This is a genomic window from Caballeronia sp. Lep1P3, assembly GCF_022879595.1.
GTDB lineage: Bacteria > Pseudomonadota > Gammaproteobacteria > Burkholderiales > Burkholderiaceae > Caballeronia.
Window position 1 is genome coordinate 377852 of sequence record NZ_CP084265.1, and the last position, 12898, is coordinate 390749.

The 12898-nt window shown below is 64.2% G+C and carries 8 protein-coding genes and 1 riboswitch; of the genes, 6 read left to right on the plus strand and 2 right to left on the minus strand.

Annotated features, from left to right (window positions below; translation table 11 throughout):
• Positions 1 to 236: 236 nt before the first annotated feature.
• Together LDZ27_RS01790 and LDZ27_RS01795 are read left to right on the plus strand one after the other, a co-directional pair.
• The gene (locus tag LDZ27_RS01790) at positions 237 to 4940 is read left to right on the plus strand and encodes a glutamate synthase-related protein (protein WP_244815049.1); all 4704 of its coding nucleotides are present in this window, start codon (positions 237 to 239) and stop codon (positions 4938 to 4940) included.
• Between the two features lie 79 nt (positions 4941 to 5019).
• A complete protein-coding gene (locus LDZ27_RS01795) occupies positions 5020 to 6486 on the plus strand; it encodes a glutamate synthase subunit beta (RefSeq protein ID WP_244815050.1) in 1467 nt (488 codons plus the stop codon).
• Between the two features lie 196 nt (positions 6487 to 6682).
• Here the strand turns inward: LDZ27_RS01795 and LDZ27_RS01800 are convergent, their stop codons facing one another.
• On the minus strand, positions 6683 to 7051 hold the full coding sequence (locus tag LDZ27_RS01800) for a hypothetical protein (protein ID WP_244815051.1): 369 nt from the start codon (positions 7049 to 7051) through the stop codon (positions 6683 to 6685).
• Between the two features lie 311 nt (positions 7052 to 7362).
• Positions 7363 to 9105: an ABC transporter ATP-binding protein/permease gene (locus tag LDZ27_RS01805; RefSeq protein WP_244815052.1), complete on the minus strand. Its 1743-nt coding sequence runs from the start codon at positions 9103 to 9105 to the stop codon at positions 7363 to 7365.
• A 244-nt stretch (positions 9106 to 9349) separates the two neighbouring features.
• Positions 9350 to 9470: riboswitch (TPP riboswitch) on the plus strand.
• A gap of 169 nt (positions 9471 to 9639) precedes the next feature.
• On the opposite strand from LDZ27_RS01805, the gene LDZ27_RS01810 reads away from it, so the two are divergent.
• The 4 genes from LDZ27_RS01810 to thiE are packed head-to-tail and all read left to right on the plus strand — an operon-like array spanning position 9640 to position 12897.
• A complete protein-coding gene (locus LDZ27_RS01810; RefSeq protein ID WP_244815053.1) occupies positions 9640 to 10779 on the plus strand; it encodes an FAD-dependent oxidoreductase in 1140 nt (379 codons plus the stop codon).
• A gap of 14 nt (positions 10780 to 10793) precedes the next feature.
• Complete coding sequence (gene thiS / locus LDZ27_RS01815) at positions 10794 to 10991, plus strand: sulfur carrier protein ThiS (protein ID WP_244815054.1); 198 nt, start codon at positions 10794 to 10796, stop codon at positions 10989 to 10991.
• Between the two features lie 17 nt (positions 10992 to 11008).
• Entirely contained in the window at positions 11009 to 11815 is an 807-nt protein-coding gene (locus LDZ27_RS01820) for a thiazole synthase (protein WP_244815055.1), read from the plus strand.
• The gene (gene thiE / locus LDZ27_RS01825) at positions 11812 to 12897 is read left to right on the plus strand and encodes a thiamine phosphate synthase (protein WP_244815056.1); all 1086 of its coding nucleotides are present in this window, start codon (positions 11812 to 11814) and stop codon (positions 12895 to 12897) included. Before LDZ27_RS01820 ends, thiE begins: the two co-directional genes overlap by 4 nt.
• The last annotated feature ends 1 nt before the right edge of the window (position 12898 follow it).

The window sequence follows — 12898 nt, forward strand, 5'->3', positions numbered from 1 at the left end:
GCGTCCCCGATTATTCGATGGCTTTCTGCACCATATTGATAATCGGGGACGTATCATCAAGTTTTCGTTGCCATCGCTTTGATTCGTCGCGTATATTTCGATTTCCGGCGGTTTTTGCATTGCAGCGCACGCATGCGCGACCGGCTCCGCGGCTTGTACGGCAACGGAAAGCGCCCGGGCGACAAGAACATGATTCAACGGCCGAGTCGGCCCCTCACAGTAGAGACGGTGTCCCCATGAACGATCATCAGCAGCCGGCAGCCGGTTCGCTTCCCGCCGCGCAGGGCATGTATGACCCCGCCAACGAACACGACGCTTGCGGCGTCGGCTTCGTCGCTCATATCAAGGGCAAGAAGAGCCACGAGATCATTCAGCAGGGTCTCAAGATTCTGGAGAACCTGGACCATCGCGGCGCGGTCGGCGCGGACCCGCTGATGGGCGACGGCGCCGGCATCCTGATTCAGGTGCCGGACGGTTTCTATCGCGAGGAGATGGCCAAGCAGGGCGTGACGTTGCCGCCGGCTGGCGAATACGGCGTCGGCATGATCTTCCTGCCGAAGGAACACGCGTCGCGTCTCGCGTGCGAGCAGGAACTGGAGCGCACGGTGAAGGCCGAGGGCCAGGTCGTGCTCGGCTGGCGCGACGTCCCTGTCGATGCCAACATGCCGATTTCGCCGGCCGTGAAAGCCACCGAGCCGCTCATCCGCATGATCTTTATCGGGCGCGGCAAGGACGTCATCGTGACGGACGCGCTCGAACGCAAGCTGTACATCATCCGCAAGACGGCGAGCCACCGCATACAGGCGCTGAAGCTCAAGCACGGCAAGGAATACTTCGTGCCGTCGATGTCCTCGCGCACGGTCGTCTACAAGGGCTTGCTGCTGGCCGGTCAGGTCGGCGTGTATTACCGCGATCTGCAGGACGAACGCGTGGTTTCCGCGCTCGCGCTCGTGCACCAGCGCTTCTCGACGAACACGTTCCCCGCGTGGGAACTGGCGCACCCGTATCGCATGATCGCGCACAACGGTGAAATCAACACCGTGAAGGGCAACGTCAACTGGTTGAACGCGCGCACCGGCGCCATCGCGTCCTACGTGCTCGGCGACGATCTGCCGAAGCTCTGGCCGCTCATCTATCCGGGCCAGTCGGACACGGCATCGTTCGACAACTGTCTCGAACTGCTCGTAATGGCCGGCTACCCGCTCGTCCACGCGATGATGATGATGATTCCCGAAGCGTGGGAACAGCACACGCTGATGGACGACAACCGCCGCGCGTTCTACGAATATCACGCCGCGATGATGGAACCGTGGGACGGCCCCGCCGCCATTGCTTTCACGGACGGCCGTCAGATCGGCGCGACGCTCGACCGCAATGGCCTGCGCCCGGCGCGCTACATCGTGACCGACGACGACCTCGTGATCCTCGCGTCGGAATCCGGCGTGCTGCCGATTCCCGAATCGAAGATCGTGAAGAAGTGGCGTCTGCAGCCGGGCAAGATGTTCCTGATCGACATGGAGCAGGGCCGCATCATCGAGGACAAGGAACTCAAGGACAACCTCGCGAACGCGAAGCCGTACAAGAGCTGGATCGACGCGGTGCGCATCAAGCTCGACGAAATCGAGCCGAAGGCCGAAGACGTCGAAACGCAGCGCCGCGAGGCCGCCGCGCTGCTCGACCGTCAGCAGGCGTTCGGCTACACGCAGGAAGACGTGAAGTTCCTGATGGCGCCGATGGCGCAGGCGGGCGAGGAAGCGATCGGCTCGATGGGCAACGACTCGCCGCTCGCGGTCATGTCCAGCAAGAACAAAACGCTGTATCACTACTTCAAGCAACTGTTCGCGCAAGTGACGAACCCGCCGATCGACCCGATCCGCGAAAACATGGTGATGTCGCTCGTCTCGTTCATCGGGCCGAAGCCGAACCTGCTCGACACCATCAACATCAACCCGACGATGCGCCTCGAAGTGTCGCAGCCCGTGCTCGACTTCAAGGACATCGCGAAGATTCGCGCCATCGACACGTACACCGGCGGCAAGTTCCGCTCGTATGAACTGAGCATCTGCTATCCGGCGGCGTGGGGCAAGGAAGGCGTCGAAGCGCGCATCGCGTCGCTGTGCGCCGAAGCCGTCGATGCCGTGAAGTCCGGCTACAACATCCTGATCGTGTCGGACCGCAAGATGGACCGCGATAGCGTCGCGATTCCCGCGCTGCTCGCCACGTCCGCGATTCACACGCATCTCGTGCAGCACGGTCTGCGCACCAGCACCGGCCTCGTCGTGGAAACGGGTTCGGCGCGCGAGACGCATCACTTCGCGCTGCTCGCGGGCTATGGCGCGGAAGCCGTGCATCCGTACCTCGCGCTGGAAACGCTCGCGAACATGGCCGAAGGGCTGAAGGGCGACTTGTCGGCGGACAAGGCCATCTACAACTTCACGAAGGCAGTCGGCAAGGGCCTGCACAAGGTCATGTCGAAGATGGGCATTTCCACGTACATGTCCTACACCGGCGCGCAGATTTTCGAGGCGGTCGGCCTGTCGTCGGATCTCGTCGAGAAGTACTTCAAGGGCACGGCGTCGAAGGTGGGCGGCATCGGCATCTTCGAAGTGGCGGAAGAGGCCATTCGCCTGCATCGCGATGCGTTCGGCGACAACCCCGTTCTCGCGACCATGCTGGATGCAGGCGGCGAATACGCGTACCGCGTGCGCGGCGAAGAGCACATGTGGACGCCGGATGCCATCGCCAAGCTGCAACATTCGGCGCGCAGCAACTCGTATCAGACGTACAAGGAATACGCGCACCTCATCAACGATCAGACGAAGCGCCACATGACGTTCCGTGGCCTCTTCGAATTCAGGCTCGAGCCGGCGAAGGCCATTCCGCTCGACGAAGTGGAACCGGCGAAGGACATCGTCAAGCGCTTTGCGACCGGCGCGATGTCGCTCGGCTCGATCAGCACGGAAGCGCACGCCACGCTCGCGGTCGCGATGAACCGCATCGGCGGCAAGTCGAATACGGGCGAAGGCGGCGAGGACGAAAAGCGCTATCGCAACGAACTGCGCGGCATTCCGATCAAGAGCGGCGACACGCTGAAGTCGGTTATCGGCGACGAAGTCATCACCGACATCGCGCTGAAGGACGGCGATTCGCTGCGTTCGAAGATCAAGCAGGTCGCGTCAGGGCGTTTCGGCGTGACGGCGGAATATCTGTCGTCGGCGGATCAGATCCAGATCAAGATGGCGCAGGGCGCGAAGCCCGGCGAAGGCGGCCAGTTGCCGGGCCACAAGGTGTCGGACTACATCGGCAAGCTGCGCTATTCGGTGCCGGGCGTGGGCCTCATCTCGCCGCCGCCGCACCACGACATCTATTCGATCGAAGACCTCGCGCAGCTCATTCACGATTTGAAGAACGTGAATGCGTCGTCGAGCATTTCCGTGAAGCTGGTGTCGGAAGTGGGCGTCGGCACGGTGGCGGCGGGCGTCGCGAAGGCGAAGGCGGATCACGTCGTGATCGCCGGTCATGACGGCGGCACGGGTGCGTCGCCGCTGTCGTCGCTCAAGCACGCGGGCACGCCGTGGGAACTCGGTCTCGCCGAAACGCAGCAGACGCTGGTGCTCAACCGCCTGCGCGGACGCATCCGCGTGCAGGCCGACGGCCAGATGAAGACCGGCCGCGACGTCGTGATCGGCGCGCTGCTCGGCGCGGACGAATTCGGCTTCGCGACGGCGCCGCTCGTCGTCGAAGGCTGCATCATGATGCGCAAGTGCCATCTGAATACGTGTCCGGTCGGCGTCGCGACGCAAGATCCCGTGTTGCGCGCGAAGTTCACGGGACAGCCGGAACATGTCGTCAACTTCTTCTTTTTCGTCGCGGAAGAAGTGCGCGAGATCATGGCCCAGCTTGGCCTGCGCAAGTTCGACGATCTCATCGGCCGCGTCGATCTGCTCGACACGAAGAAGGGCGTCGAACACTGGAAGGCGAAGGGTCTCGACTTCTCGCGCATCTTCTATCAGGTGCCGGTTGCCGATGAAGTCGCGCGCAAGCACGTCGATGTGCAGGACCACGGTCTCGACAAGGCGCTCGATCACGTGCTGATCGAAAAGTCGAAGGCGGCGATCGAGAAGGGCGAGCACGTCTCGTTCATTCAGCCGGTGCGCAACGTGAACCGCACGGTCGGCGCGATGCTCTCGGGTCTGATCGCGAAGAAGTACGGTCACGACGGCCTGCCCGACGACACCGTCCACATTCAGTTGAAGGGCACGGCGGGCCAGAGCTTCGGCGCGTTCCTGGCTGCGGGCGTGACGCTCGATCTCGTCGGCGACGGCAACGACTATGTCGGCAAGGGCTTGTCGGGCGGGCGCATCATCATTCGCCCGACGAACGACTTCCGCGGCAAGTCCGAGGAAAACATCATCTGCGGCAACACGGTGATGTACGGCGCGATCGAAGGCGAAGCGTATTTCCGCGGCGTCGCGGGCGAGCGCTTCTGCGTGCGTAACTCGGGCGCGACGGCGGTCGTCGAAGGCACGGGCGATCACGGCTGCGAATACATGACGGGCGGCACGGTCGTCGTGCTCGGCGAGACGGGGCGCAACTTCGCGGCGGGCATGTCGGGCGGCATCGCGTTCGTGTACGACCCGGACGGCACGTTCGGGGCCAAGTGCAACAAGTCGATGGTCGCGCTCGATCCGGTGCTGCAACAGGCCGAGCAGGAGCGCACGGTGGATCGCGCGCTGTGGCACGCCGCCCAGACCGACGAAGCGTTGCTCAAGGGCCTGATCGAACGTCATTTCCAGTTCACCGGATCGCCGCGCGCGAAGGCGCTGCTCGAGAACTGGGACGCGTCGCGCCGTCAGTTCGTGAAGGTCTTCCCGACCGAATACAAACGCGCGCTCGGCGAGTTGGGCGCGAAGAAAGCCAACGAAGCGCTGGCGGCTTAAAGCCCGAACGAGCCAGATAGAAAAGCTCCCCGATGCAGTGCATCGGGGAGCGCGATCCTCACCAAATACAGAGAAAGAAATGGGCAAGGCAACCGGTTTTCTCGAATTCGAACGCCGCCACGAGGCATACGAAGCACCGCTCACCCGCGTCAAGCACTACAAGGAATTCGTCGCCGCACTGACCGACGACGACGCGAAGATTCAGGGCGCGCGCTGCATGGACTGCGGCATTCCGTTCTGCAACAACGGCTGTCCGGTCAACAACATCATTCCGGATTTCAACGATCTCGTTTTCCGCCAGGATTGGAAGAGCGCGATCGACGTCCTGCATTCGACCAACAACTTCCCGGAATTCACGGGCCGCATCTGCCCGGCGCCGTGCGAGGCCGCGTGCACGCTCGGCATCAACGAAGATCCGGTCGGCATCAAGTCGATCGAGCGCAAGATCATCGACAAGGCGTGGGAAGAAGGCTGGGTCGCGCCGCAGCCGCCGAAGCATAAGACCGGCAAGAAGGTCGCTGTCGTCGGTTCCGGCCCGGCGGGGCTTGCGGTCGCGCAGCAACTGGCGCGCGCGGGGCACGATGTCGTCGTGTTCGAGAAGAACGATCGCATCGGCGGACTGCTGCGCTATGGCATTCCCGACTTCAAGCTGGAGAAGTGGCTGATCGATCGCCGCATGCGCCAGATGGAAGCGGAAGGCGTGTCGTTCCGCACGAACGTGTTCGTCGGCAAGGACGCGATTCCCGCGCACATCGGCAATACGGCGAAGGAAACGATCACGCCCGACGAGCTGAAGGAGCAATTCGACGCGGTGGTGGTCGCGGGCGGCTCCGAAATGCCGCGCGATCTGCCGGTGCCGGGGCGCGAGCTGGAAGGCATTTATTTCGCGATGGAATTCCTGCCGCAGCAAAACAAGGTCAACGCTGGCGACAAGGTCGCGGATCAACTGGTCGCGAAGGGCAAGCATGTCGTCGTGATCGGCGGCGGCGATACGGGTTCCGATTGCGTCGGCACGTCGAACCGTCATGGCGCGAAGGGCGTGACGCAGTTCGAACTGCTCGCGCAGCCGCCCGAGGAAGAGAACAAGCCGCTCGTCTGGCCGTATTGGCCGATCAAGCTGCGCACGTCGTCATCGCATGAAGAAGGGTGCGATCGCGACTGGTCGGTAGCGACCAAGCGCTTCGAAGGCAAGAACGGCAAGGTCGAGCAGCTGATCGCGGTGCGCGTCGAGTGGAAGGGCGGCAAGATGGTCGAAGTGCCGAACTCCGAATTCGAAATGAAGGCCGATCTCGTGCTGCTCGCGATGGGTTTCACGCAGCCGCTTTCGCCGGTGCTGGACGCGTTCGGCGTGGACAAGGACGCGCGCGGGAACGTGCGCGCATCTACCGAGGGGGAAAAGGCGTATTACACGTCGGTCGATAAAGTGTTCACCGCGGGCGACATGCGGCGCGGGCAATCGCTGGTTGTGTGGGCGATTCGCGAAGGACGGCAGTGCGCGCGGTCGGTGGATGCGTATTTGATGGGGCATAGCGAGTTGCCGCGGTAAATATCTCGCGTTTGAGAGCAAAAAGGCCACGCTATGCGTGGCCTTTTTGCTTTTTGCGAAGATTTGCCGTTCTTCAATGAGCGGACGATCGATCGGGCGCAATTGTGCGGATTGGGTCGTGATTATTGGCTCAAGAAGCCCTTTCTCCTGTCCGACCTGAAGCGGTCAATCGTCGCGGTTCACAGGCGTCGAAGCATCACTGGCGGACCATGCACGCGACCGGCACAGTGGCCTTGAGCAATCCATCTGCGGCAACCTCGCTTTTTGTCTTTACGGAAATGCTGACATAGCCGTTATAGGCGCCTTCGATAAGACGACTTTTGTGCGTATAAGTCGGGCATGTAGCGCTTGCCGTGCTGGACGCAGAATTGTAGTTGGTCTGCAAAACAGCAATATCCTTTCCTTCCCAATGGGCAGTTGTCAAGTCGACGTCGCCGTTTGCTGTCGCTGTGCAGGTGCCTACTGACCCACCTGAGCAATCCAATGTAATGGAGGTTGCGAATGCGTGAGTCGACCCCAGAGCGAAAAGCGCTGCCGCGATTATCTTTGCGAAATTCTTGTGCATTTTGAACATAGCCTTTTTGAGACGTTTTTATCATTCATCGGTAATTAGTCACCGATGACTGTAAGTCTAGCAAGCCATGCACATGCGAAAGACGGGATTACAAAATGTAACTCCGCGTCAATCGTAGATGTTTGAAAGGAAGGGTCGACACCGCATGAATGCGATGTCCTTGCGAGGCACATTGGGTCTAGATTCTGACGCGCTTTCGCGCACCGACCGGCAGCTAATAATCTGCAGCTTGACTAAGCACCCGAGAGAACCGCACTGCCACACACCCAGCGCGGATTCCAAAACATCCCGCAAAAGAAAACCTAAGCCTCCACCATCGCCCGCTCGATCTCGATCCGGTAATCATGAAACAACGCCACCGATTCCCGATGCGCGACGCTCAGAATCGCGGCCTTCGGCAAGCGGTCGACGAGCGTGTTGTAGATGTGCAGTTCGTTATCGGCATCGAGCGCGCTCGTGGCTTCGTCGAGGAACACGAAGTCGGGCTTGTGCAGCAGCACGCGCGCGGCCGCCAGCCGTTGCTGCTCGCCCGGCGACAGGCTGCGCGCCCAATGCGCGCTTTCGTCGAGGCGGCCCGCATACGCTTCGAGATTGCACGCGCGCAATGCCTCGCGCGACTGGTCGTCCGTGAACGTACCGGCTGGCGACGGATACGACAGCGCCGCGCGCAACGCGCCGATCGGCAGATAGCTTTGCTGCGGAATGAACATCATCCTGGCGTCGACGGGCGCGTCGATCGTGCCGTCGCCGAACGGCCAGAGCCCCGCGAGCGCGCGCATCAGCGTGCTCTTGCCCGAACCCGACGGCCCCACGACGAGCCACCGCGAACCCGGCTCGATGGAGACGTCCGCCACGCGCGAAAGCGGCGTGCCGTTCGGTAGCGCGAGCAGCAGGCCGCTCGTCGTGAGCGACGGCGTGCTCGTGTAGTGCAGGTTGATGCCGCCGCGCTCGGTCGCGGGCGATGTCTCCTCGCGGATATGCGTCGAGCGCATCACGCGCTTGAATTCGCGCAGACGATTCACCGTGGCGCGCCATTCGACCAGCGTCGAATAACTGTTGATGAACCACGAGAACGAATCGCTGACGGTGCCGAACGCCGACGAAATCTGCATCAGCACGCCGAATGAAAACGCGCCCGCGAAGTAGCGCGGCGCGGCCACCATGATCGGAAAGATGATCGCGATCTGGCCGTAGAAGGAAAGCACGAAGGTCATGCGCTTCGTGTACTTCATGATGAGCCACCAGTTGTCGCGGATGCGCTGGAAGATGCTCTTCGCGTTCGCGGTCTCGGTCGCGATGCCGTCATAGAACGCGATCTGCTCGGCGTTCTCGCGCACGCGAATCAGGCCGAAGCGGAAGTCCGCTTCCACCTTCTGCTGCTGGTAGTTGATCGACACGAGCGGATGCCCGACCTTCTGGATGATGAGCGAGCCGAGAATCGCGTAAAGCGCCGCGGCCCACACCATGTAGCCGGGAATGACGAGCGGCTTGCCCATGACCGTGAGCGTGAGCGCGCCCGCGATCGTCCAGAGAATGGTGATGAACGTGACGAGCGTGACGAGCGTGGAGAGCAGGTCGAGCGAGAGCGTGAGCGTCGTGGTCGCGAAGGATTGCAGGTCGTCGCTGATACGCTGGTCGGGGTTGTCGGCGAGACGGTCGCGCTCGATGCGGTAGAACGCGCGGTCCCCGAACCATTGCTCGAGATACTTGTTCGTGAGCCACTGCCGCCAGCGGAACGCGAGCATCTGCCGCAGATACCGGCCATAGACGGCAAGCAGGATGTACGCGAACGCGAGGCCCGTGAAGATCAGCAGCAAGTGCGGGAAATCGCGCACGTTCTTGTTCTGCAGCGCGTTATAGAAGTCCGCGTTCCAGCTGTTGAGCCGCACGTTGATCCACACGACCGTCATGTTGATCGCGATGATCGCCACGAGCAGCCCCCACGCGATGCCGCGCTCCTCCGACACCCAGAACGGTTTGATGAGGCTCCACGCCGAGACTTCGTCCGCTTTTTGCTGCGTGTTTTCGGGGTTCGAGTTGACCATGACCTTCCTGCTGATGCGCCGGCGCGCCGGCGGGTTGAGACGTTTGCTGCGGACGCGGGCGTGCGGCCGTCCAGCGCCGCAGATTGTCGAGTTGCTGCCTTAACCGTCGCTTAATCCGGTGCGATCGTTCGATGACCGGTCATTCGGGGCATTGTGCCAGAGTGCCGCCGCGCGCGACCGGAGCGCCCGCCGGCGCGGGCAATCCCGGTTTGCAGCGGCTTTGGCTTTTATGCTCTAATGGCCTGCGACGAAACAGGGGTGCTTCGTGATTGGCGATGCCGCGCATCGTGCGGACACGAGGCTGAGAGAGACCCTTTGCACCCGATCCGGGTAATACCGGCGAGGGAAGTTTCCGGAGAACGCGCGCGGTTCACGCCTTCCTCCAGTTTCTTCCAGTCTTCCTTTTCCGCTCGATGCGTCCCTTGGCGACGCCGTGCCGGTCTCTCTTCCCGCTGCTTCGTCCTCGTTCGTGGATCGGTGTGCGCCTCTCGCGCGCGCCGAACGCCGTGGGACCGTATTCGGAGGCATCGGATAGTGAACAGCATCGATCAGGCCGACGCGCGCCGGCCCGATTTCGCCGTGATCGGCGGCGGGCTCATCGGGCGGCTCGTCGCGTGGCAACTGGCGGGCGCGGGGCACGACGTCGCGCTGTACGATCGCGGCGACGAAGCCGGCTCGCAGTCGGCCGCGTGGGTCGCCGCCGCGATGCTCGCGCCGCTCGCGGAAGCCACGAGCGCCGAGCCGCTCGTCGTGGAACTCGGCGCGGCGTCGCTCGCGCGCTGGCCGGCGCTCATCGCGGCCTTGCCCGAGCCGGTCTTCTTTCAGCGCAACGGCACGCTTGTCGTGTGGCACGGCGCGGATCGCGCGGAGGCGCCGCTTTTCGAGCGCCGGCTGCGCGCGAACGCGCCGTCCGCGCTCCTCGATGGCGGATTCGTCAAGCTCGCGGGCGCGCAGGTCGAGCAAGCCGAGCCGGCGCTCGGCGCACGTTTCGCGCAAGGCTGGCTGCTGCCGCACGAAGGCCAGCTCGACAACCGGCAGGCGCTGAAGGCGCTCGCGGCGGGCTTGGCGGCGCGCGGGGTGCGCGCGCACTGGAACACGCCCGTCGATGCGATGCCCGACGCACGCTGGATCATCGATTGCCGCGGGCTCGGCGGCAAACCCGCGTGGCCCGCGCTGCGCGGCATCCGTGGCGAAGTGGCGCGCGTGCATGCGCCGGGCATCCGGCTCACGCGGCCCGTGCGCCTGCTGCATCCGCGCTATCCGCTCTACATCGCGCCGAAAGAGAACGACCTCTACGTGATCGGCGCGACCGAAGTCGAAGGCGAGGACATGTCGCCGGTCAGCGTGCGCTCGGCGCTCGAACTGCTGAGCGCGGCGTTCGCGGTTCATCCGGGATTCGGCGAGGCGCGCATCCTCGAACTCAACTCGCAATGCCGGCCGACGCTGCCGGACCATCGGCCGGCGATCGTCTGGGACGGCGCGCGCACGGTGCGCGTGAACGGGCTGTATCGGCACGGCTTCATGATCGCGCCCGAAGTCGCGGACAGCGCCTGCGCGCTCGCGGATGCGCTCATCGGCGGGTCCGTGCATGACGCCGCCTCATTCGACGATTTCCGCCGCGACGCGCGATGGTCCGCGCTGCTGCACGGCGCATTCGAGCCGGCGACCGCGTGAACCGGAGACAAACCATGAACATCCACATCAATCAGCGCGCGTTCACGTTGCCCGAGACGGCGACCGTGACCGACGCGCTTGCCGCATTCGGCGCGAAACCGCCGTTCGCCGTGGCATTAAACGGCCAGTTCGTCGCGCGCGGCGAGCACGGCACCAAGGCGCTTTCGCCCGGCGACAAGCTCGACGTCGTTTCGCCCGTCGCGGGCGGCTGAAACCCGAGGATCGAACCATGACCACCCATACCGCCGATTCCCTCACGCTCTACGGCGAGACATTTCCGAGCCGCGTGCTGCTCGGCACGTCGCGATATCCGTCGCTGCAATCGCTGTCGGATTCCATCGACGCCGCGCGTCCCGGCATGGTGACCGTTGCGCTGCGCCGTCAGTCGGAAACGGGCGAAGCCGGCTTCTTCGACGAATTAAAGCGCCACGGTGTCGCGCTCTTGCCGAACACGGCGGGCTGCCAGAGCGTCGACGAGGTGTTGACGACGGCGTACATGGCGCGCGAAGTGTTCGATACGCCGTGGATCAAGCTCGAACTGATCGGCGACGACTACACGCTTCAGCCCGACCCGATCGGACTCGTCGAGGCGGCGGCGAAGCTCGTGCGCGACGGCTTCAAGGTGCTGCCGTACTGCACGGAAGACCTCGTGATCGGCCGGCGCCTGCTCGATGCCGGCTGCGAGGCGCTGATGCCGTGGGGCGCGCCCATCGGCACCGGCAAAGGCGTGACGAATCCCTACGGCTTGCGCACGTTGCGCGAGCGCCTGCCGGATGTGCCGCTGATCGTCGATGCGGGTCTCGGCGTGCCGTCGCATGCGTGTCAGGTGATGGAGTGGGGCTTCGACGGCGTGCTGCTCAACACGGCCGTCTCGCAGGCGACGTTTCCGCCGCAGATGGCGCGCGCGTTCGCGCTGGGCGTCGAGGCGGGCCGCAGCGCGTTCCTCGCGGGACCGATGGCCGAGCGCGATAGCGCACAGGCGAGCACGCCGGTCGTCGGCATGCCGTTCTGGCATCAGGACGGAGGCGCCGCATGACGCTCATCGGACGCGAAGTGTTCTGGCCGCCCGCCGACGAACTCGTCGGAATGGCGGAGAAAATCCGTGCGCGCCTGGGCGACTGGCCGGCGGCGTCGACGCGCTGGCGCATCTGTCTGACCCCGCCGGAATCGCCGGGCGTGCAGGATCTGATCGTCTTCACGGACGCGCCCGGGCCGGACGTCGAGGCGCTCGTAGCCGGCGGCGCGGCGGTGCTCGAAGCGCGCGGCTCGCGTGTGACGCTCGCGCGCAACGGCGAGCGTTTCGTGCTGGAAGGCGAGCGGTCCGACGACTGGCTCGCCGCGCTCGCCGCGTTTCTCGACTGCAACTTCGAGCCGCACGATGCGCTCGTTCTCGCGCTCGCGTGGCGCACCGGCGACGAGGCGAAAGACGACGCCTGGCCCGTCGATTTCGCGACGTTCCCGCGCGTCGGCGACTTGCCGCCCGCGCCCGAGCCGGCGTTTCCGCCCTGTCCGGACCGGCTCGGGCTGTATCCGGTGCTGCCGAGCGGCGAATGGATCGAGCGCGTGCTCGACCTTGGCGTGTGCACCGCGCAGCTTCGCCGCAAAAGCACCGACGCGGACGACTTGCGGCGCGAGATCGAGCGGTCGGTGGCGGCGGGGCGCCGGCATCAGGCGCGGTTGTTCATCAACGATCACTGGCGCGCGGCAATCGACGCCGGCGCTTACGGCGTGCATCTCGGTCAGGAAGACGTGCAGACCGCCGACCTCGCCGCGATTGCGCGCGCGGGCTTGCGGCTCGGCCTCTCGACACACGGCTATTACGAGATGCTGCGCGCGCTGCATTTCCGGCCGAGCTACCTCGCGCTCGGCGCCGTTTTCCCGACGACGACCAAAGTCATGCCGACGAAGCCGCAAGGACTCGAGCGCCTGCGCCGCTACGTGCAGTTGCTCGATGGCCACGTGCCGCTCGTCGCGATCGGCGGAATCGATGGCAATGTCATCGGCGATGTGCTGGCCACGGGCGTCGGCAGCGCGGCCGTCGTGCGCGCGGTGACGGAGGCGCCGGGCACGGCTGCGGCGGTGTCGTCGCTGCAACAGAACTTTGCACGTCAATGCTGAC

Excerpts from the sequence above, each read along its gene's own strand:
- LDZ27_RS01790 (WP_244815049.1), top strand. The coding sequence starts at position 237 with ATGAACGATCATCAGCAGCCGGCAGCCGGTTCGCTTCCCGCCGCGCAG.
- LDZ27_RS01795 (WP_244815050.1), top strand. The coding sequence starts at position 5,020 with ATGGGCAAGGCAACCGGTTTTCTCGAATTCGAACGCCGCCACGAGGCA.
- LDZ27_RS01800 (WP_244815051.1), bottom strand. The coding sequence starts at position 7,051 with ATGCACAAGAATTTCGCAAAGATAATCGCGGCAGCGCTTTTCGCTCTG.
- LDZ27_RS01805 (WP_244815052.1), bottom strand. The coding sequence starts at position 9,105 with ATGGTCAACTCGAACCCCGAAAACACGCAGCAAAAAGCGGACGAAGTC.
- thiS (WP_244815054.1), top strand. The coding sequence starts at position 10,794 with ATGAACATCCACATCAATCAGCGCGCGTTCACGTTGCCCGAGACGGCG.
- LDZ27_RS01820 (WP_244815055.1), top strand. The coding sequence starts at position 11,009 with ATGACCACCCATACCGCCGATTCCCTCACGCTCTACGGCGAGACATTT.
- thiE (WP_244815056.1), top strand. The coding sequence starts at position 11,812 with ATGACGCTCATCGGACGCGAAGTGTTCTGGCCGCCCGCCGACGAACTC.